Raw genomic sequence first — 26,478 nt, forward strand, 5'->3', positions numbered from 1 at the left:
CAGGGGCCTTCCGGCACCTACGATCTCCGCGTGGAGCACCCGGACGACGTGCCGGCCGGGGTCGTGGACCGGCTGCCGGTCGGGGTGTTCGCACTCGACGGGGACGAGACCGTCGTGCTCTGGAACCGCCGCGCCGAGCAGCTGACCGGCTGGCCGCCGGAGCGGGTGCTGGGCACCCGGCTGGCCGAGCCGTCGCTGGACGCCCCGACCGTCGCCCGGATCGCCGACGAGCTGCGCGCCGGCCGCCCGTTCGCCGGGCGCGTCCCCGCCCGCGGCTCCGGCCCCACGCTGTACTTCCGGGCCGTCCCGGTGACGATGCCCGGGATCTCGGTGGTCGGGGTGCTCCAGGACGTCGACGACACGCGGGCGGGGGACGAGGCGTTCGCGCTGCTCGACGCCCTGTGGGAGAGCGCACCCGTCGGTCTCGCCTACTTCGACACCGCCCTGCGCTACCGCCGCGTCAACGGCGCCGTCCTCGACATCGACGGCGGCACGGTCGACCAGCGGCTCGGCCGCACGCTGGAGGAGGTGCACGGCGCGGTCGGCGCCACGATCGCCGACGGCCTGCGCGCCGTCCTCGCCGGCGGGCGGGCCCGCGCGTCCGTGCCGGTCCGGGGACGGCTCTGGCACGGGGCCGGCCCGCCGCAGGAGTGGCGGGTGAGCATGTACCCGGTGCACGCGCCGGACGGGCGGGTGATCGGGTGCGGCGCCGTCATCGTCGACGTCACGGTGGCCGAGAGGACCCGCCGCGAGCTCGCCAGGGTCGCCGCCCAGCGCGAGCACGCGCTCAACCGCTACCAGAGCCTCATCGAGGCCACGAGCGCCGCGGTGTGGGTCCGGGAGGTCGACGGCAGCGCCCGCCGCGACGCCCCGGGGCTGCGCGCGATCACCGGGCAGAGCGTCGCGGAGATGCGCGGCTGGGGCTTCCTCGACGCGGTCCACCCCCAGCACCGCGACGCCTGGCGCGCGGCGTGGGAGCAGGCCGTCACCGCCGAGACCGCCGAGGTGTTCTCGCTGGTCTACCGGCTGCGCACGGCCGACGGCGGGTACCGGTGGTTCCGCACCCGCGCCGTCCCGGTCCGCACCGAGGGCCGCGTCGCGCAGTGGGTCGGCACCGAGACCGACATCGACGACGCGATCCGGGCCCGCGACCGGCTCGACCTGCTCGCCCGGGCCACGCTCGCGATGAACTCGGCCGTCGAGCCCGAGGGCGAGCTCGGGGCCCTCGCCGACGCGCTGGTGCCCGACTTCGCCGACGTCTGCCGCGTCTACCTGGTGGACCCGCCACGGGCGCGGGGCGGCATCACCGGGCGCCGCTCGGTGGCCCGGACCGCGCCCGGCCTGCCGGAGTCCCCGATGACCGACCCCCGGTTCGTGTTCGCCGCCGACCACCCCATCGCCCGGTGCGTCCGCACGGCCGCACCGGTGCTCGCCGCGGTGCCCCGGATCGGCGAGCAGGACTGGCAGCCGACCCCGCAGATGGCGCGGTGGGGGGTCGGCGTCGACGCCCACTCGGTGCTGGTCGCGCCGGTGCTCTCCGGCGGGGTCGTCGTCGCCGCCCTGCTGTTCGTGGGCGCCGGCGACCGGCCCCCCTACACCGAGGACGACCTGGGCCTGGTCGGCGAGCTGGGCACGCGGGCGTCGGCCGCGGTGGAGAAGGCGATCGCGTTCCAGCAGAGCAGGCAGGTCGCCGTCGCCCTGCAGAGCGCGATGCTCACCGAGCCGCCGACGGCGCCCGGCCTGGAGATCCAGACGCGCTACCTGCCGGCCGCGGCGGGCCTCGCGGTGGGCGGCGACTGGTTCGACGCGTTCCCGCTGCCCGGCGGCGACCTCGCCGTCGGGGTGGGCGACGTCGCCGGTCACGACCTGCCCGCGGCGGCCACGATGGGCCAGCTCCGCAGCATGCTGCGGGCGCTCGCCGACGACGCCCGCCCCCCGTCGGCGGCGGTGGCGGCGCTGGACCGCGTCGCGACCCGGCTCGGCGTCACCCGGTTCACCACGCTGGTGCACGGACACGTGGTGCGGGGCGCCGGGGGCACGGTGTTCCGCTGGTCCAACGCCGGGCACCCGCAGCCCGTGCTGGTGTCGGCCGACGGCGATCCCGCGTTCCTGGCCGGGGACGTCGGGGTGGTCCTCGGCGTCGCGCCGGGCAGCGCGCGCCGCGACAACGAGGCCGTGCTGCCGCCGGGGAGCACCCTGCTGCTCTACACCGACGGGCTCGTCGAGCGCCGCCGCGACCCCGACGACCGGGCGAACGCCGACCTGCTCGCGCTCGCCCGCGCCCACGCCCACCGCCCGCTCGGCGAGTTCTGCGACCACCTGGTCCGCGACACCGCCGCCGACACCGACGACGACATCGTGGTGCTGGCGGTGCGCGTCTCGTGACCCCCGACGTCGTGGCCGATCTCGTGTCCCGCATCGGCGCGCTGCCCGGCGACAGGGTCGTGGTGGGCGTCGCCGGTTGTCCCGGCGCGGGCAAGTCGACGCTGGTCGCGGCCCTGCTCACGGCGCTGGCGGCCGAGCACGGGCCCGAGTCCGTCGCGCACGTCCCGATGGACGGGTTCCACCTCGCCGACGTCGAGCTCGCCCGCCTGGGCCGGTCGGACCGCAAGGGCGCCCCCGACACCTTCGACGCCGGCGGGTACGTCGCGCTGCTGCGGCGGATCGCCGCGCACGACGAGGACGTCGTCTACGCGCCGGCGTTCGAGCGCGACCTCGAGCAGCCCGTGGCCGGGGCGATCCCGGTGCCGCGCACGGCCCGGGTGGTCCTCACCGAGGGCAACTACCTGCTGCTCGACGCGCCGGGCTGGCGCGCGGTGCCCGGCCTGCTCGACGCCGCCTGGTTCTGCGACGTCGACCCGGCGCTGCGCCACGAGCGGCTGGTCGCCCGGCACGTGGCGTTCGGGAAGACCCCGGCCGCGGCGGCCGCCTGGGTGGCGGCGGTCGACGGCCCGAACGCGGCGCTGGTCGAGGCCTCGCGCGACCGCGCCGACCTGGTGGTGCGGGTCGGCTAGTGGTGCCGGGCCCGGTGCGCGGCGAGGGTGTCCAGCCCGAAGTCGGCCTCCGGGTCGCGCCACACCGAGTGCGCGTGGTTGACGTCGCGCTGGGTGTTGTCCCACTCCAGCAGCAGCCGGGGGCCCTGCAGCCGGTAGTAGTGCGGCTCGCCCGGTGCCGTCGATCCCGCCCAGGCCAGGTGCACCGCGTCGAGGGCGGTGTCGTCGGCGTAGCGGGGCAGCGGGGAGAGCCCCTCGGGGACGCGGTCGAGGTAGCAGCCCAGCAGCGCGCGCAGCCGCTCGCGCTGGCCCGCGTCCAGCGCCGACGCCGGCACCCCCTTCGGGGCGTCGGTGAGCGCGACGGCGGCGTGGTCGGCGTCGTCGAGACCGGCCTTGTCGTCGATGCCGTCGCTCATCCTCTGCAGCTTCGCCTGCTCGGCCGCGTCCTCGAACGGGGCGCGCCAGATCCCGGCCAGCGGGATCACCCGGTCACCCGCCGACGCGCGGGTCCGGTTGCCCGAGACGATGTCCGACGGCGCGCGCGGCAGCAGCACCGCCGCGGCGGCGAGGTCGGGGTCGAGCGAGCGGACGAGGTCGCGCGCGAGGTCCTCGACGGCCCCGAGCGGGCGCAGCCGCGCCCCGCCCAGCAGCGGGGAGGAGGCGGGGTCGGCGCCGAGGAACAGCGGCGTCGTCGCGGCCACCCGCCCGTCGACGACGAGGACGTTGACCGACACGTGGTGCCCGCCGAACCGCCACGCCCACGGCGCCGCTCCGCCCGGCTCGCCGAAGACCCGCAGGTAGTACAGCCCGGGGTCGCGTCCGCGGTCGCGGTCGAAGGAGGTGACGAAGCCCTCCGTGCGGTCCAGGACGTTCTCCAGGCCCATCACAGTCGCGACGGTGACGTACGCGGCCTCGGACAGCGCGCTCGCGACCAGGGCCATCGCCAGCCGCTGCTGGGCGGGGCGCTGCGCGTGCACGGTGAGCCCGCCGTGGTCGGTCGGCGTGTAGAACCAGCGCAGCCGCTCGGCGTCGTCGGCGGACCCGGGGACCGCGCCCGAGGCGACGCGGCGCTGCTCGGCGTCGAGGGAGTCGAGCCACGCGGCGGCGGCCTCGGCGCAGCGGGCGGCGACGTCGCGGGCGGCGGCATCTGCGGTGATCACCGGCGGATGCTAACCGCTCAGGGGCGGGGCCGCCCCGCCCCGATCCGGCAGTCGATCTCCTCCGGGGCGAGGCCGGTGAGGTCGGCGATCAGCGAGCGGGCGGCGTCCTCGGCGCCCACCATCGAGACGACCGTGGTGGCCGCCTCGATCTCCGGCACGTAGAGCACGATCCGCCGGTCCGACGGCCAGGCCAGCACCTCGAAGATGCGCACACCGGGCCCGTCGTCCACGCCGCCAACGGTAGACCCGCCGGAGGCGTCGCGACACGGGCTCAGCCGCAGGGCGTGACGGAGCAGTCCTGGGTCGACGGCGGGGTCCGCGTCTCCTGCGGTGCGCCGCCGCCGGTGCCGAACAGCAGGGAGTCGTCCTCGCGGGGGCGCTCGGGCTGCGGGGCGCCGGACTCCTGCGGGGCCTCCGGCGCCGGGGGCGGCGGCTCCTCCGTCGGCGTGACGACCGGTTCCGGCGTGGGCGTCGGGGTCGGCGTCGCCTCCGGGTCGACGCCGGGGGGCGCGTCGGAGGCGGCCTCGCCGATCGGGCGGTACGGCGGGAACGTCTCCACCGGCGCCTCGTCGAGCGCCTGGCCCATGAACGTCCGCCAGACCTCGCCGGGCAGGGTCTTGCCGCTGATCGGCTCGCCGCTCGCCGTCCGGATCGGGGAGTTCATGTCGGTGCCGATCCACACCGACGTCGACAGCGACGGGGTGAACCCGGCCATCCAGGCGTCGTTGTTGTCGCCGTCGAACCGCGACTGCACCGTGCCGGTCTTGGCCGCGACCGGGCGCCCGCCGGGCAGCGACAGGCCGTCCTGCTCGGCGACCTCCAGCATCGACTCGACGACGTTGCGCGCGACCCGCTCGGGGAAGCGCCGCTCGCCCTCGGTGATGCCCCCCGCCCCCGCGGCGGAGAACAGCACCCGCCCGTCGGCGGTGACGACCTCGCTGACCAGGTGCGGCTGGTGCCACACCCCGCCGCCGGCGATCGTCGCGTACGCCGAGGCCAGCTCGAGCGCACTGACCTCCTTGTTGCCCAGCGCGATGCCCTCGTTCGGGTCGTCGAGCGGCGCGGTGATCCCGGCCGCCCGGGCCGCCGCGGCGACGGCCTCGGGGCCGACCTGCTTGGCGAGGGTGTTGAACACGACGTTGTTGGACACCGTCATGGCCTGCTTGAGGTCGCAGCGGTCGCAGTCGGCGCCCTCGGCGTTGCGCAGCCCGGGCACCTCCTCGCCGTCGAAGGTCTCGCCGAGCCCGACCGGCGGGTCCTGCTGCAGGCCGGCGAGCACCACGAACGGCTTGAACGTCGACCCGGCGAGGCGCTGCACGCGCGCGTAGTCCAGGCCCAGGCCGTTGTCGCCGCCGTAGTAGGCGAGGATCCCCCCGGTCTGCGGGTCGATCGCGACCATCGCGCTGCGCAGGTCGTCCGGCTGCCCCTCCAGGGCCGCCTGCGCGGCCTCGACGGCCTGCTGCTGGCGCTCGGGGTCGATCGTCGTGGTGATCCGCAGGCCCTCCTGGGCGAGGTCCTCCGAGGTGATGCCGAGCGCGTCCAGCTCCGCGGTGACGGCCGTGACGACGTGCCCGTTCGCGTCGGCGGGCACCCCGGCCGCGGCCCGGCGGGGCTCGATCGTCGCGGGGAACTGCACCGCGGCCCGCTCCGCCGGGTCGAGCCAGCCCTGCGCGACCATCCCGTCGAGCACGAAGTTCCAGCGCTCGACGGCGCGGTCGGGGTTGCGCGCGGGGTCCCAGCGCGACGGCGACTGGATCAGCCCGGCCAGCAGCGCGCCCTCGCTGGGGTCCAGCAGCTGCACCGGCTTGCCGAAGTAGGCCTGGCTCGCCGACTGGATGCCGTAGGCGCCGCGGCCGAAGTAGATCGCGTTGAGGTAGTCGCCGAGGATCTCGTCCTTCGTGCGCTCCTGCGAGATCTTGACGGCGAGCACGACCTCCTTGTACTTGCGCCACAGCGAGTACTCGTCGCCGACGAGGGCGTTCTTGACGTACTGCTGGGTGATGGTCGAGCCGCCGCCGGACCCGCCCTGCACCTGGTTCCAGACCGCCCGCAGGATGCCGGTCAGGTCGAAGCCGGGGTTGGAGTAGAACGTGCGGTCCTCGGCGGCGAGCACGGCGTCGCGGACGTGCGGGGGGACGTCCTCGATGGCCACCGCGATCCGGTTGCCCTCCTCGGGCACCAGCCGCGTCAGCCGGCTGCCGTCGGAGTAGGACACCAGCGCGACCTGGTTGGTCACCGCGTCGGTGGGGCTGGGGACGGAGAAGAACACCCAGCCCAGCCCGAAGGCCAGCAGCGGGCCCAGCAGCACCGCGGCCAGGCCCGCGAGGGCGGTGCGGCGGACCAGGCGCAGGCGCTGGGCGCGGCGCTCCTCCGGGGTGGCGGGCCTGCGGTGCTGCGACCCGCCGCCGCCGGGGCGCAGCCGGTTGACGAGGGCGCCGATCCGGCCGGGGGCGGCGCGGCGGCGGCCGGTGCCGTCCGCGCGGGCGGTGTCCTGGACCGTCGCGCCGCGGCGGCGCGTCGGGGGCTGCCACCAGCCGACCTCGCCCGCGGCGGCCCGGCGCCTCCCGCCCGCGGACCGCGACCCGTGGCCCGGACGCCGTGCGGAGGCGACGGTGTGTGCTCCCGACACCGGTCACCTCCCGTTCGTCCTGCCGCTCCGGGGCGCCGGAGGTTCCACCGCTCCAACGGGTCTCCGCACGGCCGCGGTGTGGCGGGCGCTCCGAGATCACCCGATGAGAGGAAGCGTGTCGCGCCTCGACCCGGTGACCCGGTCGACCGCGGCCACTGTACGTAGTCGGGCTGGGCCGTTCGGCCCAACCCCCCGCAGGCGTAGCGTCGGTGGGGTTGCGGAGCGGTCCGACGGGGCCGCGCCATCGGTGGATCTCGGGTGGTGGGTGGATCGTGGTGTGGCGGCGGGCCGTGCGGGGCGCGGGATTCGCGGTGGGGGCGCTGGGTGTGCTCGGCGCGGCCGGGGCGCGGCGCCCGGTGATCCGGCGCTGGCCTGCGTCGATCGTGCAGGCGGCGCCGTGCCTGCCCGCGTCGGAGTTCCCGGGGGCGGTGTCGCTGCTGGCCGGGGCGGCCGGGGTGGGTGCCGCGCTGGCCGGCGGCCCGGCCGGGCTCGCCGCCGCGGCGCTGAACGGTGTCGCGGTGGCCGCCCTGCACGGTCTGCGCGGTGACGCAGCGCGCTCGGCCGTGGTCCTCGACGCGGCGCTGGCGGGCCTGCCCCGGACACCGGGGCCGGCCCCCGCCGGACGGCTGCCGGCGGGGCGCGCGGCCCGGTCCCGGCACCTGCGCGCGGCCGACCTCGCCTACGGCGACGACCCCGCCCAGCGCCTCGACGTGTGGGGCCCGGCGGAGCCCGTCCGGGGCGCGCCGGTGCTCGTCCAGGTCCACGGCGGCGGGTGGACGGGCGGGGACAAGGCGCTGTCCGCCTCGCCGCTGCTTTCGCACCTCGTCGACCGCGGCTGGGTGTGCGTCACCGTCAACTACCGCCTCGGCCCGCAGGAGCGGTGGCCGTCGATGATCGTCGACGTCAAGCGCGCGCTCGCGTGGGTGCACGAGCACATCGCCGAGCACGGGGGCGACCCGTCGTCCGTCGCGATCACCGGGGGGTCCGCGGGCGGGCACCTGGCCTCGCTGGCCGCGGTCACGGCGGGCGACCCGGCGTTCCAGCCCGGTTTCGAGGCCGCCGACACCTCCGTCGTCGCGGCGGTGCCGGTGTACGGCGTGCACGACTTCTCCGTCGACGAGCACGGCCTGCACCACACGGTGGAGCACGACGTGATCGGCACGACGTACGCCGCCGACCGCGCGACGTGGCTGGCCGCGTCACCGCTGCACCGGGCCGGGCCGGACGCCCCGCCGTTCCTGGTCGTGCACGGCAGCGCCGACACGATCGTCTCCGTCGGCCAGTCGCGGCGGTTCGTCGCGCGGATGCGGGAGCTGGGCAACGAGGTGCACTTCGCCGAGCTGCCGCACGCCCAGCACGGCTTCGACGGGTTCCCGTCGGCGCGCACCGGGCACCACGTCCGGGCGGTCCACCGGTTCCTCTCCGCCGTCCACGCCCGACGCCCGGCCCCGGCCGCCACCACCGTGGGGTGACGCGGTGGAGTTGCGCGCAACGGAATTGTGCGCGAACGGCCTATGGCGTCGCGGCTCCCGACCGCACAGACTGGGCGCGCGGCCCGGGGCTGGCCGCGGTGGGCGGCTCGGGGAGTACGACGTGCTGGCATGGGTCGTGGGTGGAGCCGCCGTCTGGATGGTGTCCGCCGTGGGCGTGGCGGGTGTGCTCGGCGCGGTGATCGCGCGGGCCGACCGCGAGGACCCCTTCGTCGACGACTCCCGGATGCTCGTGCCCACCCAGCGCACCGCCTCACCGCTGTGCGACTGCCCGGTGCACAGCGCCGTCTCCTGAGCGCCGTCCCCCTCAGCGCCGTCCCCCCGGGTCGGGTCCCGATCTCCTACGGGGTGAGCAGGGCCGCCATCCGCTCGCGCAGCGCGGTGGCCGCCGAGTAGGGCCGCACCATCACCGTCAGCTCCGTGAGCACGCCGTCGACGGCCCTGAGGATGTCGACGCCCTGCAGTGCGCGGTCGCCGACGCGGGCGGTGAAGACGAGCACCCGCCCGTCGTCGTCGCCGTACGCGTCGGTGTAGGTGAAGTCCTCGAACACGCCCACGACGGCGGTGAGGATCGCCCGCAGCGCGTCGCGCCCGACGTAGGGCCGGTGGACGACGGGGGAGACGAAGACGGCGTCGGGGGCGAACAGCGCCACCGCCGCGTCCACGTCGCCGCGGTGCACGGCGTCGCGGAAGGCGGAGATCGGGTCGGTCATCGGGCCGTCGTGCCCGCGGGGGCGAACGCCTCGGTCAGCAGCTCGTAGGACCGGATCCGGTCGGCTCCGGCGTGGGCGCCGGTGACGACCATCAGCTCGTCGACGCCGGTGCGCTCGACGAGCGCGCGCACGCCGTCGCGGACCGTGTCGGGCGAGCCGATGACCTGCCCGGCCAGCCGGTCGTCGACGAACGCCCGCTCCTGGGCGGAGTACGGGTACGCGGCGGCCTCCTCGGGGGTGGGCACGAGGCCGGGCGTGCCCAGGCGGAGCCGGAGGAACTGCAGGGCGCTGGGCAGCGCCAGCCGCTGCGCCTGCGCGTCGGTCTCGGCGGCCAGCACCGAGGCGCAGATCATCGCGTAGGGCTCCTGCAGGGTGCCGGGCCGGAAGGTCTCGCGGTACAGCGCCAGCGCGGCGTCGGTGTTCTCGCCGCTGAAGTGGTGCGCGAAGGCGAACGGCAGGCCGAGCAGCCCCGCGACCTGCGCGCTGTACCCGCTGGAGCCCAGCAGCCACATGTCCGGCCGCTGCCCGTGCGCGGGCACCGCGGTGACCGGCCCCTCGCCGCGGAAGTAGGAGGCCAGCTCAGTGAGCTGCTCGAGGAAGTCGTCGGCGCCCAGCGACCCGGCGCCGCGGCGCAGGGCCTGCGCGGTGCGCGGGTCGGTGCCGGGGGCGCGCCCGATGCCGAGGTCGATCCGGCCGGGGTGCAGGGCGTCGAGGGTGCCGAACTGCTCGGCGACGACCAGCGGCTGGTGGTTGGGCAGCATGACGCCGCCGGAGCCGACCCGGATCGTCGAGGTGGCCCCGGCGAGGTGCGCGATGAGCACGGCGGGCGACGAGCTGGCGATGCCGGGCATGCCGTGGTGCTCGGCCACCCAGTAGCGCCGGTAGCCCAGCTGCTCCACGCGCCGGATCAGCGCGGTGCTGTCCTGCAGCGCTTCGGTGGGGGTCGAGCCGGAGCCGACGGGGACGAGGTCGAGTACGGAGAGAGGCACCACGACGGGTGCAACCGCCGCGCCCCGGCCGTTCTTCCCGACCGCGCGTCCGGCCCAGCGGGGCGCCCGCGGAGCGCTACCGGGCAGTAGGCGGTCGGTCACCGTCGGTGAGCTGGGAAGTACTCGACCGGAGCAGTCCGGGGGATCGGAATCGTCGGCGATCGGACCTGCGGGGCGTACGGCGTTCGGCCGCAGGTGCGGATCCGAAAGCGTTGCCGGAAACTGCTCCGAGGACGTCGTGGAACAATTCGCGGCCGAGGAAGGACGGCCGCTTGTCAACGATCCACGACGTCCTCCGGGAACTGCTCCAGATGCCCGGTGCGACCTATTCCTGTGCCGCCGTCCGGGCGAGTGGCGACGTCGTCGCCGAGGCCGGTGCGGAGCCGGTCGACCCGGCCGCCGTCGTGCGCTGGGCGCGCACGGCCGCCGACCTGCTCGCCGACGCGGACGACGACCTCGAGGACCTGATGGTCACCTCGCGGCGGTCCTACCGGATCGTCCGCCCGGTCGACGGGGGAGAGCGGGGTCCGCTGCTGCTGCTGCTGTGCCTCGACCGGTCCCGCGCCACCCTGGCCGCCGCCCGCCGCGAGCTGGCGCTGGTCCGGCTCGTCGACGCCCCGCCCGCACCGTCGGCCCTCCCACCTGGGGTGATCGAGGTCCCGCCCCCCTCGCAGGCGCTCGCGGCGCCGCCGGCGCCGCTGCCGCGCCGGGTGCCCGCGGCGATCCCGCCGCCCGCGGTGCGGATCCCGTCGACGCGGGCCCCGCGGTGGCCGTCGCGGGCCCGGCCGCCCGGGTCCGTCGCCGTCGCGCCGCCGCCCGCGGCGCCGTCGGTGGTGCCGCAGCCGCGCCGTGGCGCGCCGGTCCCAGGGCCCGCGCCCGGAGCCGACCGCGGCGCCGGCGCCGCGCTGGGCCGACGACGTCGGCACCCTGCGCCGGCTGCTGGCCGGGCTCCGCGCCCTGTAGTGGTCCGGGCCCCGCGACAATGCCCGGAAAAGGGGGTCCCGTGCGGGCCCGAAAATGGTGGGGGATACGGTCGGCACACCCCGAACGGGTGACGGTCGCGAACTCCCCGCGTCGACCGGATTCTGTGCCCCTGGAGGCTCGGCAATGAACATCGAACACTCGCTCGACATGGTCGCCAACATCAAGGGCGCCTTCGCGGCCGCGATCGTCGACTACGACAGCGGCATGACGCTCGGCTCGCGCGGCGGCAGCCCGGAGTTCGACCTCGACGTCGCCGCACCCGGCAACAGCGAGGTCGTCCGGACGAAGCTCGAGGTCATGGAGAAGCTGGGCCTGCGCGAGACGATCGAGGACATCCTCATCACCCTCGACACCCAGTACCACCTGATCCGCCCGATCCACGGCAACAACGACGAGAAGCTGTTCTTCTACCTCGTCCTCAACCGCGCCCAGGCGAACCTGGCCATGGCCCGGCGGGACCTGCGCGTCATCGAGCAGCAGTTCTACATGGCCGCCCCCGGGGTGAAGGCCGGTCGTCCCAGCCCGGGTGACCAGGCGTTCTTCCCCGCCGCAGCCGGTCGCTGAGCGGTCCGCGCGGGGTGTGGGGGAGGCCGGTCCCGATGTCGCGCCACCGTCACACCGTGAACGTCCGCGCGGACGGGCTGCGGGCCGTGCTCGGGCCGCTGCTGCGCGACCGGCGCGTCGTCACCGCGGTGCTCGTCGACGTCGACAGCGGCATGGTGCTCGACGCCTGGTCCTCGCACCTCGGGCGCACCGAGCTGGAGCTCCTGGGTGCCGGGCACGCCGAGCTGGTGCGCACCGCCCGCGGCGGTGCGCGCGGCCCGGACCAGGGGTGCGAGGTCGTGGTGAGCCACGGCGACGACTGGCACCACGTGGTCCGGACCGTCCCGGACCCGCACGGCGACCACCTCGCCCTGGCCGTCGTCGTCGCGGGCCGGCGGCGGGTGCTGGAGCGGGCGCGGCGCCGGCTGCGGGTGGTGTCGACCCCGGCCCTGACCGCAGGTCCCACGATGTCGCGCCGTCCGGACGCGCTGCGCCGCCCCGACCCGGAGGCGGTCCCTGAGGTGGCCCCGGACGCCCGTGGCGGCGGGGCGCCGATGTCGGTGGCGTCCGGATCTGCTCGCGCGGGATCCGGCGCGGCGGGGCCCGCCGCGGTCGGCGGGGTGCGGAGACCCGATCCGGACGGTCCGGGCCCGGACGGTCGGGGCCAGCACGGTTCCGGCCAGGACGGTTCCGGTCCGGTCCGGCCGGGATCCGGCGGCCGGACGCGGGAGGACGCGGCCCTGCTCTCCCTGGGCGGCGCGTTCCGGCCCGAGGGGCCGCGCGCGGCGCTGGACCTCGGCGGGGACGTGCTGCCGCCCCGCGCGCCGGTCCTCCGCGCGGTGCCGCCGACGGCCACCGCCCCTGCGCCGCCGGGTCCCGTACCGCGCTCGGACCGGCGGCCGGACCGTCCCCGCGCCCCGATCTCGGCCCTGGCCCCGGGTCCCCGTCGGCAGCATCCGGCCGACGGTTGACGGCGGACGGCAGACGGCCGACCCGGATGGGCCGTCCGGTCCAATCCGGCGTGTCCGGACGGGCGGGTCCGGCCGGGTCGCGCCCGGTGCGGGAGTATGCGGCGATGGCCGTCCCCGCCCCTCGGCTCCCCGCACCACGGCTCGCCGCCGCACTGGCCGAGCTGCTGTCGCGTGCCGGCGCGCGGGCCGTCCGGGTCGTCGACGGCACCGGGACGGTCGTCGCCACCGCGGGGGCGGACCCCGACGGCCCGTCCGGGTCCGACGACCCGTCCACGGTGGTGGCGCTGCTCCGCGAGGCGACGGCGTTCGGGTCGGGCGGTCTCGACGACGTCGTGGTCACCACCGACCGGTCCGTGCACGTCCTGCGCCGGGGCTCGGTCGCCGGGGTCTTCGTGCACCTGTGGGTGGACCGGGACGGGGCCGACACCGCGCGGGCCCGGCACGCCCTCGCCGACCCGGCGTTCCACGAGGTGGTGCGGCGGGCCGTGGCGCCCGGCGGGGTGGCGGCGTTCGGCCCGGTCCGCGGGACCGCCCCCGCCGGGTCCCTCCCCGCCGCCGCCCGCCGCCCCGGGCGGAGCGTCGTCGGGTCGCCCCCGTCGCCGTTCGCGGCCGCACCGGCCGCCGCGACCCCGGAGCCCACGCCGTCCGACGCCGCCCCCTCGGGTCCGGCGGCTCCCGTTCCCCTCCCGGGTGTCGCTCCCACCCCGGAGCCCGCCCCGCCGTCCGACCCGGCCGCCGCGGTCCCGCACCCCCGGCCGGCCGTGGCCCCGGTCCGCGCCGTCTCACCGGTCCCCGCCTCCCCGGTCCCCGTGGAGGCTCCGGTCCCGGCCGCCCACCGGGTCCCGGCCCCGCGCACCGCCCCCGGCCGGCCGGTCCCGCAGCAGCCCGCGCTGGCCGGTCTGGTCGCGGACCGCGCCCGCACCGGGGACGGGGTGCTGGCCGCGGTCGCCCTCGCCGAGCTCAGCCGACCCGACGCGCCGCCCGTCGTGCTGCCCCGCCGCCGGGCCGCCGGGGCGGTGCGGTCGGTGCCCGCCCCGCGCCCGGGCGGCACGGTGGGCCTGCCCGACCGCGCCTGGGCCCGCGACCTCGACACCCTGCGCCGCCTCGCCGACGGCCTGCGCCGCCTGAGCTGACCCGCACGGGCGGCGCGCCGGCGTCGTCCCCGTCCGGGGAGCCGCGCCGACGGCCCGCGGCACGAGACCTCTAGCATCGACGCGACGTCCGCACCACCCCCTGGAGGCCCTCCGTGTCCGCGCCCGCACCCAGTCCCGCCCCCGCTCCCGTCCGGGTGCCGGCGGGGACGACCGCGGGCGCCGCCGTCCGCGAGGCGGGCCTGCCGACGAGCGGCCCGAGCGCGGTCGTCGTCGTCCGCGACGCGCAGGGGCAGCTCCGCGACCTGGCCTGGGCACCCGACGCGGACGCCGAGGTCGAGTCGGTCGGCGCCGACACCCCGGACGGCCGCGCCGTGATCCGGCACTCCGCCGCGCACGTGCTCGCGCAGGCCGTGCAGCAGCTGCGCCCGGAGGCGAAGCTCGGGATCGGCCCGCCCGTCGTCGACGGCTTCTACTACGACTTCGACGTGGAAGTCCCGTTCACCCCCGAGGACCTGACGAAGCTCGAGTCCGCGATGAAGAAGATCATCAAGGCCGGGCAGAGGTTCGCCCGGCGCCGCTACGACTCCCTCGACGACGCCCGCAAGGAGCTCGCCGACGAGCCGTACAAGCTGGAGCTCATCGAGCTCAAGGGCGTCGACACGAGCGAGGTCATGGAGGTCGGCGGGGCGGAGCTCACGGCCTACGACAACGTGCACGCCCACACCGGCGAGGTCGTGTGGTCGGACCTGTGCCGCGGCCCGCACGTGCCCACCACGAAGTTCATCCCGGCGTTCAAGCTGATGCGCAGCGCCGCGGCCTACTGGCGCGGCAGCGAGAAGAACCCGATGCTGCAGCGCATCTACGGCACCGCGTGGGAGTCCACCGAGGCCATGGACCTCCACCTGGACCGCCTGCTGGAGGCCGAGAAGCGCGACCACCGCCGGCTGGGCTCCGAGCTCGACCTGTTCTCGTTCCCCGACGAGATCGGCTCCGGCCTCCCGGTCTTCCACCCCAAGGGCGGGATCATCCGCCGCGAGATGGAGGACTACGCGCGCCGCCGGCACGAGGAGGCGGGCTACGAGTTCGTCAACACCCCGCACATCACCAAGGGGCAGCTGTTCGAGACCTCGGGTCACCTCGCCTGGTACGCCGAGGGCATGTACCCGCCCATGCAGATCGACGCGGAGATCGGCGCGGACGGCGAGGTGCGCAAGCCCGGCCAGGACTACTACCTCAAGCCGATGAACTGCCCGATGCACAACCTGATCTACCGGGCGCGCGGGCGGTCCTACCGGGAGCTGCCGCTGCGGCTGTTCGAGTTCGGCTCGGTGTACCGCTACGAGAAGTCCGGCGTGGTGCACGGCCTGACCCGCGCGCGCGGCTTCACCCAGGACGACGCCCACATCTACTGCAGCCGCGAGCAGATGGGCGAGGAGATCCGCTCGCTGCTGCAGTTCGTGCTCGACCTGCTGCGCGACTACGGCCTCGACGACTTCTACCTTGAGCTCTCCACCCGCGACCCGGAGAAGTCGATCGGCAGCGACGAGGACTGGGAGGCGGCCACCGACGCCCTGCGCGAGGCGGCCGAGGCCAGCGGGCTCGAGCTCGTCCTCGACCCGGGCGGGGCCGCGTTCTACGCCCCGAAGATCAGCGTGCAGGCCAAGGACGCGATCGGGCGCACCTGGCAGCTCTCCACGATCCAGGTCGACCTCATGGAGCCCGGCCTGTTCGACCTGGAGTACACCTCCACCGACGGCTCCCGGCAGCAGCCCGTCATGATCCACCGCGCGCTGTTCGGCTCGATCGAGCGGTTCTTCGGCGTGCTGCTGGAGCACTACGCGGGCGCGTTCCCGGCGTGGCTGGCGCCGGTGCAGGTCGTCGCGATCCCCGTCACCGACGACCAGGTCCCCGCCGTCCGCGAGATCGCGGCGGCGCTGCGGGCGCGCGGGATCCGGGTCGACGTCGACGCGGGCGACGACCGGATGCAGAAGAAGATCCGCACCCACACCCTCGCCAAGGTGCCGTTCCTGCTCCTCGCGGGTGCCCGGGACGTCGAGGCGGGCGCGGTGAGCTTCCGGTTCCGCGACGGCACCCAGGTCAACGGCGTGCCGGTGGCCGACGCGGTGGAGCGGATCGCCGCGTGGGTGGCGAGCCGCAACAACGCCAACCCCACCGCCGACGCCCTCACCGCCTGACCGTCGACGGCCGCACGCCGGACCCCGGCCTAGGATCGGTGACCATGAGCGACGCCGCCGATCCGGAGCTGGAGCCCCGCGACGGCATCGGCACGCCCGACGGTTTCCGCAGGCTGTGGACCCCGCACCGGATGGCCTACATCAAGGACGCCGGGGCCACGGGCTGCCCGTTCTGCCGGATCCCGTCGCTGCCCGACGCCGAGGGTCTCGTCGTCGCCCGCGGTGACGCCGTCTACACCGTGCTCAACCTGCACCCCTACAACCCCGGCCACCTCATGGTGCTGCCCTACCGGCACGTCGCGGAGCTGGAGGACCTCACGCCCGACGAGGCGGGGGAGCTGATGGCGTTCACGCAGGAGGCGGTGCGCACCATGAAGCGGGTGGCGGCCCCGCACGCGTTCAACGTCGGGCTGAACCTGGGCACCGTCGCGGGCGGGTCGCTGGCCGACCACCTGCACCAGCACGTCGTGCCGCGCTGGGGCGGCGACGCCAACTTCATCGCCGTCGTCGGGCAGACCAAGGTCATCCCGCAGCTGCTGAGTGAGACCCGCGACCTGCTGGCCTCGGCGTGGGACCAGCACGGATAGGCTGGAGTCCCCACCAGCAGGAGCGCGATGCTCAACCTCTTCGCCCGTGTCCACGTCAACCGCGCCGTCGAGCCCTTCGGGCGCTGGCTGGTCGCGCGCGGGGTCACGCCGAACGCGGTCACCGTGATCGGGACGATCGGCACGGTCGCCGCGGCGGTGTGGTTCCTGCCGCGCGGCGAGCTGTTCGTGGGCACCCTCGTCATCTGGTTCTTCGTGATGTTCGACATGATCGACGGCGCGATGGCGCGCGCCCGCGGCCACAGCACCCCGTTCGGCGCGGTGCTCGACTCCACCTGCGACCGCCTCGCCGACGGCGCCCTGTTCGCCGCGCTGGCCTGGTGGGCGCTGGGTGTGGGGGAGCAGCGGCTGGTCGGGCTCGCGGCACTGGTCTGCCTGGTCGCGGGCTCGCTCGTGTCCTACGTCAAGGCGCGCGCGGAGGGGGCGGGCCTGTCGGCCGACGGGGGCCTGGTCGAGCGGGCGGAGCGGCTGATCATCGCGCTCGTCGGCAGCGGGCTGGAGGGCCTCGGCGTCCCGTACGCCCTGGCCGTGGCCCTGTGGCTGCTCGCGGCGGCGTCGGTGTGGACGTTCGGGCAGCGGCTGGTCGCGGTCCACCGCAGCGCCACCCCGGCCCAGGCGTGAGCGCGCGGGCCCACCTCGTCGACGCCGCCTACGCGGCCGGCTGGCGGGGGGTGCGGATGCTGCCCGGGCCCGTCGCGCAGCGGCTGTTCCGGCTCGGGGCCGACCGGGCCCGTTCCCCCCAGCTGCGGGCCAACCTGGCCCGGCTCGCCCCTGAGGCCGACCTCGACGCGCTGACCCGCGAGGGTCTGCGCAGCTACGCCCGCTACTGGTGCGAGGTGTTCCGGCTCCCGTCGGCGGACCTCGCCGACGTGCACCGCCGGATGGACCGCCACGTCCGCGGCGCCCAGCCGTTCCTCGACGCCCAGGAGCAGGGCCGCGGCGTCGTCTTCGCGCTCACCCACAGCGGCAACTGGGACGTCGCCGGGGTCTGGCTCGTCGAGACGCTGCGCGCGCTCGGCCGCGACCCCTCGTTCACGACGGTCGCGGCGAAGCTGGAGCCGGAGTCGCTGTACCGGCGGTTCGTGGCGTACCGGGAGTCGCTGGGGTTCGAGGTGGTGGCCGCGGAGGACGGGTCGCGGGCCCACCGCGCGCTGATGCGGCGGCTGCGCGGCGGCGGGGTCGTCTGCCTGGTCTCCGACCTCGACCTGAGCCGCTCCGGCGTCGACGTCGACCTCTGCGGCGAGCCCGCCCGCCTCCCCGGCGGGGCCGCGCGCCTCGCCGCCGCGACCGGTGCGCTGCTGCTGCCCGCGGTCCCGTCGTTCACCCCCGCCGGGTGGGCGCTCGACATCGCCGCCCCGGTCCCGGTGCCCGACCGGGCCGCCGTCGCGAAGGCGACCCAGGGCGTCGCCGACGCGTTCGGGTCGATGCTGGCGCGGGTGCCGCAGGACTGGCACATGCTGCAACCGATCTGGACCGCCGATCGTGGATGACGCGGATCGGTCATGAGGGTCGGCATGGTCTGCCCGTACTCGCTCGACGTGCCCGGCGGCGTCCAGGCCCACGTCCTCGACCTCGCGCACGCCCTGGTCGCGGCCGGGCACGACGTCGACGTGCTCGCCCCCGCCGGCCCGGACACCCCGGTGCCGCCGTTCGTGACCCGGGCCGGGCGCGCGCTGTCGGTGCCCTACAACGGGTCCGTGGCGCGGGTGCGGTTCGGGCCGGTGTCGTTCACGCGGGTGCGGCGCTGGCTCGACGCGCACGAGTTCGACGTCCTGCACCTGCACGAGCCCACGACCGTCAGCCTCTCGGTGCTGACGCTCCTGGCCGCCGAGCCCTGCCCCTACGGGGGGCCGATCGTCGCCACGTTCCACACCGCGACCGACCGCTCCCGCGCCCTGAGCGCGCTCGGCGGCGTGCTGCGCCCGCTGATGGAGAAGGTGACGGCGCGGATCGCGGTCTCGCCGACGGCCCGCGCGGTGCAGGTGCGCCACCTCGGCGGCGACGCGGTGGAGATCCCGAACGGCGTCGACGTCGCCCGGTTCGCGCGGGGGCCCGTCCTGCCGACGGCGGGGGAGACCGTCGGGTTCGTCGGGCGGTTCGACGAGCCGCGCAAGGGGATGGCGCTGCTGCTCGACGCGCTGCGGGTGCTCGCCCCGGCCCGGCCCGACCTGCGGGTGCTGGTCGTCGGGCGCGGTGACGCCGACGCGCTGCGCCGCGCGGCCGGGCCGTGGGCCGACCGGCTCGAGGTCCTCGGCCCCGTCGACGACGCCACCAAGGCCGCGGCCCTGCGCTCGGTGCGCGTGCTGTGCGCGCCCCACCTGCACGGCGAGAGCTTCGGCATGGTGCTCACCGAGGCGATGGCCGCCGGGGCGCCGGTGCTCGCGGCCGACCTCGACGCGTTCCGGGCCGTCCTGGGCCCGGCGGGCGCGCTGTTCCCGGCCGGGGACGCCGCGGCGCTGGCCCGGTCGCTGGCCGCGCTGCTCGACGACGGGCCCCGCCGGGCCGCCCTGTCCGCGGCGGGCCGCGAGCGGGTGGCCGCCTACGACTGGCCGGTCGTCGCGGCCGACGTCGTGCGCGTCTACCGGGCTGCGCTGGCCGGGGCGCCGCGCCGGAGGGCGGGATGACCTCCGGCGGGTCGGGGTCCGGCGGTGCGCGGGTCGGGGTCCCGTGGCGGCGCTGACGGTGCTGCTCGCCGTCGCGGTGCTCGCCGCGGCGGTGATGGTGGCCGGTCGCGTGCGCCGGCTGCACCGCCTGCACATCCGCGTCGACGCCGCCCGTGCCGGGCTCGACGCGGCGCTGCGGCGGCGGGCGGAGGTGGGGGCCGAGATCGGGTCGCGGGACGCGGGGCTGGGGGCCGTCGCCGCGGCCGCCCTCGCCGCGCGGGGGGTGGACGGGGCGCGGGAGTCCGTCGAGAACGAGCTGGGCCGCCGGCTCGCCGCCGTCGACCGGACAGGGGTGGCGGCGTCGCTGGTGTCGCAGCTCACCGAGGCCGAGCGGTTCGTGGTGCTCGGGCGCAGCGTCTACCACGACGCCGTCCGCGACACCCTCGACCTGCGCTCACGCCGCCTCGTCCGCTGGCTGCGCCTGGCCGGCACGGCCCCGCTGCCGGCGTACTTCGAGATCGCCGTGATCCCCGCCGCGGCCGCACGCGCCGCTCCGGGCCCTGACGTACGATCGATCGACCGCCCTTCCGAGCACCCCGCTTCTTGCGATCTGAGAGGTACCACCGTGTCGTCGCCCGAGCAGTCCGCAGCCACCGCCTCCCCCCAGCTGGGCACCGCGCGCGTCAAGCGCGGGATGGCCGAGATGCTGAAGGGCGGCGTGATCATGGACGTGGTCGACGCCTCGCAGGCGAAGATCGCCGAGGACGCGGGCGCCGTCGCCGTCATGGCGCTGGAGCGGGTCCCCGCCGACATCCGCGCCCAGGGCGGCGTCGCGCGCATGAGCGACCCCGACATGATCCAGGGCATCGTCGACGCCGTCTCGATCCCCGTCATGGCCAAGGCCCGCATCGGGCACTTCGTCGAGGCGCAGGTGCTGCAGAGCCTCGGCGTCGACTACATCGACGAGTCCGAGGTCCTCACCCCGGCCGACGAGGCGCACCACATCGACAAGTGGGCCTACACCGTGCCGTTCGTGTGCGGCGCCACCAACCTGGGCGAGGCGCTGCGGCGCATCTCCGAGGGTGCGGCGATGATCCGCTCCAAGGGCGAGGCCGGCACCGGCAACGTCGTCGAGGCCACCCGGCACATGCGCTCCATCCGCGGGGAGATCCGCAAGCTCGCCGGGCTCGACGAGGCCGAGCTGTGGGTCGCGGCCAAGGAGCTGCGCGCCCCGATCGACCTGGTCCGCGAGGTCGCCGCCGCGGGCAAGCTCCCCGTCGTGCTGTTCACCGCGGGCGGCATCGCCACCCCGGCCGACGCCGCGATGATGATGCAGCTCGGCGCCGAGGGCGTGTTCGTCGGCTCCGGCATCTTCAAGTCCGGCGACCCGGCCCAGCGCGCCGAGGCCATCGTCAAGGCCACCACGTTCTTCGACGACCCCGACGTGATCGCCAAGGTCTCCCGCGGCCTCGGCGAGGCCATGGTCGGCATCAACATCGACCAGCTGCCCGCCGACCAGCGCTACGCCGGCCGCGGTTGGTGACCCTGCGTCCCCGGGCCGGGTGCTTCACCCGGCCCGATGGGGTGACGCAGCGGTTCCACCTCACGCACAGCCCCTAACGTCCCCGGCGTCGAACGTGACGGATGGGGATGGTGGGACTCATGAGGCGACAGGTGACGGTCGGGGGTCTGGTGGCCCTCGCGCTGCTGACCGGTTCCGTGGTGGCCCACGCCGCCCCGGCGGCGCGGGACTGCGGGGGAGTGGAGAGCGCGGCGTCGGGCCTGGTCGCGGGTGCGGACGATCCGGCCGACGACCCCGGTGACGACGACACCGGCGACGACTCCGATGGTGACGGCGACACCGGCGACGGCGACGCTGCGGCCGGTGACGACGCTTCCGGTGACGACGCTTCCGGCGACGACGCCGTGGACGACGACACGGCCGCCGACGACCCCGCGGACGGCGACGACCCCGCGGACGGCGACGACTCCGCTGACGGCGACTCCGCTGACGGCGACTCCGCTGACGGCGACTCCGCAGACGACGGCGACTCCGCAGACGACGGCGACAGCGCAGACGACGGCGACGCCGCTGACGACTCCGCCGGCGACGGGTCGGGGGACGACGACGCGGCCGTCGAGCCCACGGACGGCGACTCGTCCGATGACGGCTCCGTGGACGACACGACCGACCCCTCCGCCGACGAGCCCGCGGACGGCCCGCCCACCGGCGACACGCCCGACACCGACGAGCCCGCGGCCGCCTCGACCGACGAGCCCGGCACCGACGACGGCACCGGCGACCCCGCCGCGGGCGCGCCGGACGAGACCGCGGCCGGAGGGGAGGCCTGCGCCGCCCCGACCGCCGCGGAAGCGCTGGGCTGGGGCGAGCCCGCGATGGCCGACGAGTTCGACGGTCCGCTGGCCGGGGCGTGGCGGGTCTACTCCGGCACCGGGTTCGACGGGCAGGGCACCCGCACCGCGGACGCACTGACCGTCGACGACGGCGTCCTCACCATCACCGGCGACGCCGCGGGCGCGACCGGGGGGATGGCGTGGTCGGCGGGCCAGGAGTACGGGCGCTGGGAGGCGCGGGTGCGCACCCCGGCGAGCGACCCGTCGTACAACGCGGTCCTGCTGCTGTGGCCCGACGACCCCGCCGCCGCCGGTCGCGAGATCGACTTCATGGAGATGCTCGACCCCACCCGCCGCACCGCGAACGCCTTCGTCCACCCCGGCGCGGAGGCGGCCCCGGTGATGGGCGAGATCGCCGTCGACGGCACCGCGTGGCACACCTGGGCGGTCGAGTGGACCCCGACGTCGGTCACCACCTTCCTCGACGGCGTCGAGTGGTGGCGCGTCGACGACCCCGCCCTCGTCCCGTCCGGCCCGATGCACCTGTGCCTGCAGCTGGACTGGTTCCCGACCGGGGCCGCGGACGTGCAGGAGTCGTCGATGCAGGTCGACTGGGTGCGCCAGTACGCGCTCCCGGCGGGCGCCGCCGCGGCCGACGTCCCGCCCGTCTCCGCCGACCCGACGGGGATCGACCCGTCCGGCGCCGACCCGACGGGCACCCCGGACGACGTCACCGCCGCGTCCGAGGGCGGACCGGCCCCCCGCCTCGCGGAGGGCGCACCGGACGCCCCGGCCCGCCCGGGCCTGATCCCCCACCCCGTCCGCATCGGCTGAGCACCACCGGCGCGTGAACGGAACACGGGTGGCCGTCGGTCCGTGATCGAACAGCCACCACGTTCCGTTCACGGGCGGCTCAGACGTACTCCATCACCAGCACCCCGGCGCACCCGGGGACCAGCGCCTGGTAGGTGTGCGCGCGGTCGCCGGGGAAGCGGGCGTAGTCGCCGACGGCGAGCTCCACCTCCCCGCCCACCGGTCCCGCCCGCCACCGTCCCGCCGTGACGAGCAGGTGCTCGGTGGTGCCGGGGATGTGGGCGTGGGCCTCGCGCGCCGGGCCCGGCTCCGCGGTGATGACGTGCAGGTCGCGCCGCGCCCCGGGCGGGCAGGCGGCGAGCAGGGTGCCGGTGAACGGGGAGTGCTCCGAGGTCAGCGCGAGCCCCTCGCCCGCGCGGACCACCCGCACCGGGGACTCGACGGGGTCGACGAGCCGGCTGAACGGGACGTCGAGCACGACCGCGATCGCCCACAGCGTCTCCACGCTCGGGTTGCCGGTGCCCGACTCCAGCTGCGACAGCGTCGACTTCGCGATCCCCGCCCGCCGCGCCAGCTCGGTGAGCGAGAGGCCCATCCGCTCGCGCTCGCGGCGCAGCGCGGCGGCGATCGCCGCGAGCGGTGCCGTTCGTTCCATCGGACTCCTTGTTCGGCTTGACGAACGATGGTCGAGGTGTTCAGTCTAGAGGACATGCGTTCGCTGAATCGAACGGACGGCCTGCGGGACGTCCTGGCGCTCGCCTCCGCGGTCGGGGTGGTCGGGGCGTCGTTCGGGGCGCTCGCCGCCGCGGCCGGCATCCCGCTCGCCCTCGCCGTGGGGATGTCGCTGCTGGTGTTCGCGGGGGGATCGCAGTTCCTCGTGGTGAGCGTGGTCGCGGCGGGCGGGAGCCCGGTCGCCGCGGTCGTCGCCGGGCTGCTGATCAACGCCCGGCACCTGCCGTTCGGGCTGGCCATGGCCTCCGTCGTCGGCCGGTCCTGGCCGCGTCGGCTGCTCGGCGCGCACGTCCTCATCGACGAGTCGGTCGCCTTCGCCCGCGGCCGGGGCGCCCGCGCGTTCTGGACCAGCGGCGTCGCGCTGTTCGTGTTCTGGAACGTCGGCACCGTCGTCGGGGTCCTCGGCGGGGCCGCCGTGCCCGACACCGACGCGTTCGGCATCGACGCCGCCTTCCCCGCCGCCCTGCTCGCCCTGCTGTTCCCCGGCCTGCGCGCGGCCGACGCCCGCCGGGTCGGGCTGACGGCCGCGGCCCTCGCGCTCGTCGCCACGCCGTTCCTCCCGCCGGGTCTCCCGGTGCTGGTCGGCCTGCTCGGCCTGGTCGTGGCCGGGCGCGCGCCTGCCGCCGCGACGCCGCCCGCCGCGACACCGCCCGCCGGGACACCGGACCGGGGGCCGGCGTCGTGACCTGGCCCGCCGTCCTCGCCCTCGCCGCCGGCACCTACCTGCTGCGACTGTCCGGCCTGGTCCTGCGCGACCGGATGACGCTGTCCCCGCGCCTGGAGCGCCTGCTCGACCTCGGAGCGACCGCGCTGCTCGTCGCCCTGCTCGCCACCGCCGCGCTCACCCAGGACGGCGGGTTCGCGGGCTGGGCGCGCACCGGGGGCGTCGCGGTCGGGGCGCTGGCCGCGTGGCGGCGGGTGCCGTTCGTCGTGGTCGTGGTGCTCGCCGCCGCCACGACGGCGGGGCTGCGCCTCCTCGGGGTGCAGTGACCAGGGGAGTAGGGGAGGCTCGGAGCCGTGCACTGTCTGGTGATCGGGGCGACCGGCTACGTCGGCGCCCGCCTCGTGCCCCATCTGCTGTCCGCGGGACACGCCGTCCGCGTCCTCGTCCGCGACCCGGCGAAGCTGGACCGCCTGCCGTGGGCCCACGACGTCGAGCGCGTCGTCGGCGACGTCGACTCCGCGGCCGACCGCGCCTGCACCGGCGTGGAGGCCGTGTTCTACCTCGTGCACTCCATGGACGGCCCCGGGTACGCCGGTCGTGACCGCGCCGCCGCCGAGCGCCTGGCGGCCGCCGCGGGGGAGGCCGGCGTGCGGCGCGTGGTCTACCTGGGCGGGCTGCAACCGGCCGGGGAGGAGAACTCCGAGCACCTCGCGTCGCGCCGCGAGACCGGTGACGCCCTGCTCGCCGGACCGGTGCCCGCCGCGGTGCTGCAGGCCGGGATCGTCGTCGGGGCGGGGTCGGCGAGCTTCGAGATGATCCGCCACCTCGCCACGCTGTCGCCGGTCCTGCCGCTGCCCGACCGCGCCTGGAACGCCGTGCAGCCCATCGGCATCGACGACGTCCTGCACCACCTGACGGCCTGCCTCGAGCTCGCACCCGAGGTCAACCGCACCTTCGACATCGGCGGCGCGGAGGTCCTGTCCTTCCGCGAGCTGATGACCGGCTTCGCCACCGTCGCGGGGAGGTTCCGCCCGCTGACCGTGCCGCTGCCGGTGTCGGCGCCGCGGATGCTCGCCCGCGCCGTGGAGGCGCTGACCCCGGTCGACCGGCACCTCGCCGGGCCGCTGCTGGAGTCCATGGCGCACGACCTGGTCGTCCGCGACGACCCGCCGAACGGCCCCCCGCCCGGCGGCCCCACCCCCTACGCGGAGACGGTCCGGCGCGCGCTGGCCGAGGAGGGCGCGGCCGGGCGCGCGGCCACCGACCTGCCCGAACCGGTGCTGCACGGCGAGCACGTCGAGGACGTCGAGGCGCCCGCGGCGGTGCTGTGGGAGGTGATCAGCGGCATCGGCGGCGACAACGGCTGGTACACGGTGCCCGGGGTGTGGGCGCTGCGCGGCGGGATCGACCGGCTGCTCGGCGGCGTCGGGGCCCGGCGCACGCGCGCCGCCCGCCCGGTGGAGGGCGCGGCACTGGACTGGTGGCGCGTGGAGGAGGTCGACGAGGGCCGCTCGCTGACGCTGCGCGCGGAGACCAAGCTGCCCGGCACCGTGCACCTGGAGCTGCGCGCCGAGCCCGTCGACGCCGGCCGCAGCCGTTACGTCCAGCGCGTCGTGTTCCGCCCGGACGGCCTGACCGGCCGCGCCTACTGGTACGCCCAGCTCCCCGCGCACGACTTCGTGTTCGCGGTGATGGCGCGGACGATCGCGGGCGTGGCCCGGACCCGGGCTAGGCGAGGGGCGGCGACGCGGCGGGCGGCGACGCGGCGGGCACAGCCGGCCTGACCAGCCGCCGCGCCGCGGGCAGGGCCAGCAGGGCCGCGCACCCGGCGACGACGACGGCGAGCACGCCGAGCGGGCGGGCGAACCCGGCGGAGCCCCCGGCGAGCGACAGCAGCAGCGGCACGCCGAAGCCCAGGTAGGCGCACGCGTAGAAGGTGCCGGTCAGGGCGCCGCGCGCGGTGGGGGAGGCGAGCTCGCCGACCATCGTCAGCCCGGCGGCCAGGCACAGGCCGTAGCCGACGCCGAGCAGCAGCGCGACCGGCACGAGCAGCGGCCAGGCGCCGGTGGAGACACCCAGGAGGCTCAGCCCGAACCCCGCGGCCCCGACCGCGAGTCCCGTCGGCCCGGCGGCGACGTAGCCGATCCGCCGGCCCAGCGGCTGGGCGAACACCCCGGTCAGCAGCGTCACCCCGGCCACGAGCCCGGTGATCGCCACCGCGATCTGCGGCATCGACGGCGTCAGCAGCAGCGGCAGCACCGTGACCGCGGTGGAGGGGAAGGTGAACACCCCGATCGCGACGGGCAGCACGACCAGCACGAACGCCGTCCGGGTCCCGGGCGGCACGCCGAGGTTGATCCACGGTCCGCGGCGGCGGTCGGCGGGGGCGAGGGTCTCCGGGACCCGCGGCAGCAGCGCGAGCCCGACCAGCATCAGGGCCACGTGCACGAGGTAGGGGAGCACGGTCGGCAGCGGCAGCCACTGCGCCAGCAGCCCCGACACCAGCGGCCCGATCGCCCAGCCGCCGCCCAGCGCCGCGGTCGTCAGCCGGGCGGCGCGGGCCGGGTCGCCGACCAGCTCGCCGAGCCAGGCCGTGCCGACGCTGAACACCACCCCGGACACCGCGCCCTGCAGGAACCGGCAGACGAACAGCAGCAGCACCGACCCGGACGCGCCGAGGAACAGCAGCGACGTGACGACCGAGAGCACCACGAACGGCACGACGACCCGGCGGCGCCCGAAGCGGTCCGACGCGGGCCCGGCGAGCAGCAGCGCCGGCACGAGCCCGGCAGCGTAGACGCCGAACGCGCCGGTCAGGGCGTCCGACGACAGGCCGAGGAGGTCGCGGTAGACCAGCAGCAGCGGGGTGGGCACGTTGGTGCCGAAGGCGACCACGAAGACCGCGGTCCACAGGGCGGCCACGGCGCGTCGGTGCACCGGGCGCA

General features: G+C 76.4%; 25 protein-coding genes. 18 read left to right on the forward strand and 7 right to left on the reverse strand.

Features of this window, described 5'->3' with window-relative positions:
- Positions 1–30 precede the first annotated feature (30 nt).
- Both H6H00_RS22020 and H6H00_RS22025 read left to right on the forward strand, forming a co-directional pair.
- Positions 31–2,385 carry a SpoIIE family protein phosphatase gene (locus H6H00_RS22020; RefSeq protein WP_185717619.1) on the forward strand — a complete coding sequence of 785 codons (2,355 nt, stop codon included), beginning with the start codon at positions 31–33 and terminating at the stop codon, positions 2,383–2,385.
- Entirely contained in the window at positions 2,382–3,014 is a 633-nt protein-coding gene (locus H6H00_RS22025) for a nucleoside/nucleotide kinase family protein (RefSeq protein ID WP_185717620.1), read from the forward strand. Before H6H00_RS22020 ends, H6H00_RS22025 begins: the two co-directional genes overlap by 4 nt.
- Here H6H00_RS22025 and H6H00_RS22030 read toward each other — a convergent pair.
- Genes H6H00_RS22030 through H6H00_RS22040 form a run of 3 tightly spaced genes read right to left on the reverse strand, consistent with a single transcriptional unit; the run spans position 3,011 to position 6,782 of the window.
- Positions 3,011–4,153 (reverse strand): DUF3500 domain-containing protein, encoded by a 1,143-nt coding sequence (locus H6H00_RS22030; RefSeq protein ID WP_255425311.1) that lies wholly within the window; start codon positions 4,151–4,153, stop codon positions 3,011–3,013. The genes H6H00_RS22025 and H6H00_RS22030 overlap by 4 nt on opposite strands.
- Before the next feature lie 17 nt (positions 4,154–4,170).
- Positions 4,171–4,383 (reverse strand): hypothetical protein, encoded by a 213-nt coding sequence (locus H6H00_RS22035; RefSeq protein WP_185717621.1) that lies wholly within the window; start codon positions 4,381–4,383, stop codon positions 4,171–4,173.
- Between the two features lie 41 nt (positions 4,384–4,424).
- Positions 4,425–6,782, reverse strand: a complete 2,358-nt coding sequence (locus tag H6H00_RS22040; RefSeq protein ID WP_255425312.1) for a transglycosylase domain-containing protein — start codon at positions 6,780–6,782, stop codon at positions 4,425–4,427.
- A 272-nt stretch (positions 6,783–7,054) separates the two neighbouring features.
- Between H6H00_RS22040 and H6H00_RS22045 the strand changes: the two genes are divergently transcribed.
- Together H6H00_RS22045 and H6H00_RS22050 are read left to right on the forward strand one after the other, a co-directional pair.
- Positions 7,055–8,254, forward strand: coding sequence for an alpha/beta hydrolase (locus tag H6H00_RS22045; RefSeq protein WP_185717622.1), 1,200 nt, complete (start codon positions 7,055–7,057; stop codon positions 8,252–8,254).
- A gap of 121 nt (positions 8,255–8,375) precedes the next feature.
- Complete coding sequence (locus tag H6H00_RS22050; protein ID WP_185717623.1) at positions 8,376–8,567, forward strand: hypothetical protein; 192 nt, start codon at positions 8,376–8,378, stop codon at positions 8,565–8,567.
- 46 nt (positions 8,568–8,613) lie between these two features.
- On the opposite strand, the gene H6H00_RS22055 is transcribed toward H6H00_RS22050, so the two are convergent.
- Together H6H00_RS22055 and H6H00_RS22060 are read right to left on the reverse strand one after the other, a co-directional pair.
- Positions 8,614–8,985 carry a nuclear transport factor 2 family protein gene (locus H6H00_RS22055; protein ID WP_255425313.1) on the reverse strand — a complete coding sequence of 124 codons (372 nt, stop codon included), beginning with the start codon at positions 8,983–8,985 and terminating at the stop codon, positions 8,614–8,616.
- Positions 8,982–9,974 carry an LLM class flavin-dependent oxidoreductase gene (locus H6H00_RS22060; protein WP_255425314.1) on the reverse strand — a complete coding sequence of 331 codons (993 nt, stop codon included), beginning with the start codon at positions 9,972–9,974 and terminating at the stop codon, positions 8,982–8,984. Before H6H00_RS22060 ends, H6H00_RS22055 begins: the two co-directional genes overlap by 4 nt.
- Positions 9,975–10,246: 272 nt before the next feature.
- Here H6H00_RS22060 and H6H00_RS22065 point away from each other — a divergent pair, with 272 nt between their 5' ends.
- The 11 genes from H6H00_RS22065 (at position 10,247) to H6H00_RS22115 (ending at position 22,158) form a co-directional block, all read left to right on the forward strand.
- Positions 10,247–11,029: a hypothetical protein gene (locus H6H00_RS22065; RefSeq protein ID WP_185717624.1), complete on the forward strand. Its 783-nt coding sequence runs from the start codon at positions 10,247–10,249 to the stop codon at positions 11,027–11,029.
- 52 nt (positions 11,030–11,081) lie between these two features.
- Entirely contained in the window at positions 11,082–11,522 is a 441-nt protein-coding gene (locus H6H00_RS22070; protein ID WP_185717625.1) for a hypothetical protein, read from the forward strand.
- Positions 11,523–11,578: 56 nt separating this feature from the next.
- Positions 11,579–12,472: a hypothetical protein gene (locus H6H00_RS22075; protein ID WP_185717626.1), complete on the forward strand. Its 894-nt coding sequence runs from the start codon at positions 11,579–11,581 to the stop codon at positions 12,470–12,472.
- Between the two features lie 104 nt (positions 12,473–12,576).
- Positions 12,577–13,605, forward strand: a complete 1,029-nt coding sequence (locus tag H6H00_RS22080; RefSeq protein ID WP_185717627.1) for a hypothetical protein — start codon at positions 12,577–12,579, stop codon at positions 13,603–13,605.
- Between the two features lie 113 nt (positions 13,606–13,718).
- Positions 13,719–15,761, forward strand: a complete 2,043-nt coding sequence (gene thrS / locus H6H00_RS22085) for a threonine--tRNA ligase (protein WP_185717628.1) — start codon at positions 13,719–13,721, stop codon at positions 15,759–15,761.
- Positions 15,762–15,805: 44 nt separating this feature from the next.
- On the forward strand, positions 15,806–16,348 hold the full coding sequence (locus H6H00_RS22090) for an HIT family protein (protein WP_185717629.1): 543 nt from the start codon (positions 15,806–15,808) through the stop codon (positions 16,346–16,348).
- Positions 16,349–16,375: 27 nt separating this feature from the next.
- Entirely contained in the window at positions 16,376–16,987 is a 612-nt protein-coding gene (gene pgsA / locus H6H00_RS22095) for a phosphatidylinositol phosphate synthase (RefSeq protein WP_185717630.1), read from the forward strand.
- Positions 16,984–17,856 (forward strand): phosphatidylinositol mannoside acyltransferase, encoded by an 873-nt coding sequence (locus H6H00_RS22100; RefSeq protein WP_185717631.1) that lies wholly within the window; start codon positions 16,984–16,986, stop codon positions 17,854–17,856. Before pgsA ends, H6H00_RS22100 begins: the two co-directional genes overlap by 4 nt.
- A gap of 12 nt (positions 17,857–17,868) precedes the next feature.
- Positions 17,869–18,990 carry a glycosyltransferase family 4 protein gene (locus H6H00_RS22105; protein ID WP_185717632.1) on the forward strand — a complete coding sequence of 374 codons (1,122 nt, stop codon included), beginning with the start codon at positions 17,869–17,871 and terminating at the stop codon, positions 18,988–18,990.
- A gap of 604 nt (positions 18,991–19,594) precedes the next feature.
- Positions 19,595–20,512 (forward strand): pyridoxal 5'-phosphate synthase lyase subunit PdxS, encoded by a 918-nt coding sequence (gene pdxS / locus H6H00_RS22110; protein ID WP_185722654.1) that lies wholly within the window; start codon positions 19,595–19,597, stop codon positions 20,510–20,512.
- A gap of 119 nt (positions 20,513–20,631) precedes the next feature.
- Complete coding sequence (locus tag H6H00_RS22115) at positions 20,632–22,158, forward strand: glycoside hydrolase family 16 protein (protein ID WP_185717633.1); 1,527 nt, start codon at positions 20,632–20,634, stop codon at positions 22,156–22,158.
- Between the two features lie 79 nt (positions 22,159–22,237).
- On the opposite strand, the gene H6H00_RS22120 is transcribed toward H6H00_RS22115, so the two are convergent.
- Positions 22,238–22,792, reverse strand: coding sequence for an XRE family transcriptional regulator (locus H6H00_RS22120; RefSeq protein ID WP_185717634.1), 555 nt, complete (start codon positions 22,790–22,792; stop codon positions 22,238–22,240).
- A gap of 54 nt (positions 22,793–22,846) precedes the next feature.
- Between H6H00_RS22120 and H6H00_RS22125 the strand changes: the two genes are divergently transcribed.
- The 3 genes from H6H00_RS22125 to H6H00_RS22135 are packed head-to-tail and all read left to right on the forward strand — an operon-like array spanning position 22,847 to position 25,317.
- Entirely contained in the window at positions 22,847–23,554 is a 708-nt protein-coding gene (locus H6H00_RS22125) for an AzlC family ABC transporter permease (RefSeq protein ID WP_185717635.1), read from the forward strand.
- Positions 23,551–23,859: an AzlD domain-containing protein gene (locus H6H00_RS22130; RefSeq protein ID WP_185717636.1), complete on the forward strand. Its 309-nt coding sequence runs from the start codon at positions 23,551–23,553 to the stop codon at positions 23,857–23,859. Before H6H00_RS22125 ends, H6H00_RS22130 begins: the two co-directional genes overlap by 4 nt.
- 39 nt (positions 23,860–23,898) lie before the next feature.
- Positions 23,899–25,317, forward strand: a complete 1,419-nt coding sequence (locus H6H00_RS22135) for an SDR family oxidoreductase (protein ID WP_185717637.1) — start codon at positions 23,899–23,901, stop codon at positions 25,315–25,317.
- Here the strand turns inward: H6H00_RS22135 and H6H00_RS22140 are convergent.
- Positions 25,262–26,470: an MFS transporter gene (locus tag H6H00_RS22140; protein WP_185717638.1), complete on the reverse strand. Its 1,209-nt coding sequence runs from the start codon at positions 26,468–26,470 to the stop codon at positions 25,262–25,264. The genes H6H00_RS22135 and H6H00_RS22140 overlap by 56 nt on opposite strands.
- Positions 26,471–26,478: the final 8 nt, after the last annotated feature.

The sequence above is a fragment of the Pseudonocardia petroleophila genome, assembly GCF_014235185.1.
Taxonomy (GTDB): domain Bacteria; phylum Actinomycetota; class Actinomycetes; order Mycobacteriales; family Pseudonocardiaceae; genus Pseudonocardia; species Pseudonocardia petroleophila.

Excerpts from the sequence above, each read along its gene's own strand:
- H6H00_RS22055 (WP_255425313.1), bottom strand. The coding sequence starts at position 8,985 with ATGACCGACCCGATCTCCGCCTTCCGCGACGCCGTGCACCGCGGCGAC.
- H6H00_RS22070 (WP_185717625.1), top strand. The coding sequence starts at position 11,082 with ATGAACATCGAACACTCGCTCGACATGGTCGCCAACATCAAGGGCGCC.
- H6H00_RS22080 (WP_185717627.1), top strand. The coding sequence starts at position 12,577 with ATGGCCGTCCCCGCCCCTCGGCTCCCCGCACCACGGCTCGCCGCCGCA.
- H6H00_RS22090 (WP_185717629.1), top strand. The coding sequence starts at position 15,806 with ATGAGCGACGCCGCCGATCCGGAGCTGGAGCCCCGCGACGGCATCGGC.
- pgsA (WP_185717630.1), top strand. The coding sequence starts at position 16,376 with ATGCTCAACCTCTTCGCCCGTGTCCACGTCAACCGCGCCGTCGAGCCC.
- H6H00_RS22105 (WP_185717632.1), top strand. The coding sequence starts at position 17,869 with ATGAGGGTCGGCATGGTCTGCCCGTACTCGCTCGACGTGCCCGGCGGC.
- H6H00_RS22115 (WP_185717633.1), top strand. The coding sequence starts at position 20,632 with ATGAGGCGACAGGTGACGGTCGGGGGTCTGGTGGCCCTCGCGCTGCTG.
- H6H00_RS22120 (WP_185717634.1), bottom strand. The coding sequence starts at position 22,792 with ATGGAACGAACGGCACCGCTCGCGGCGATCGCCGCCGCGCTGCGCCGC.
- H6H00_RS22125 (WP_185717635.1), top strand. The coding sequence starts at position 22,847 with ATGCGTTCGCTGAATCGAACGGACGGCCTGCGGGACGTCCTGGCGCTC.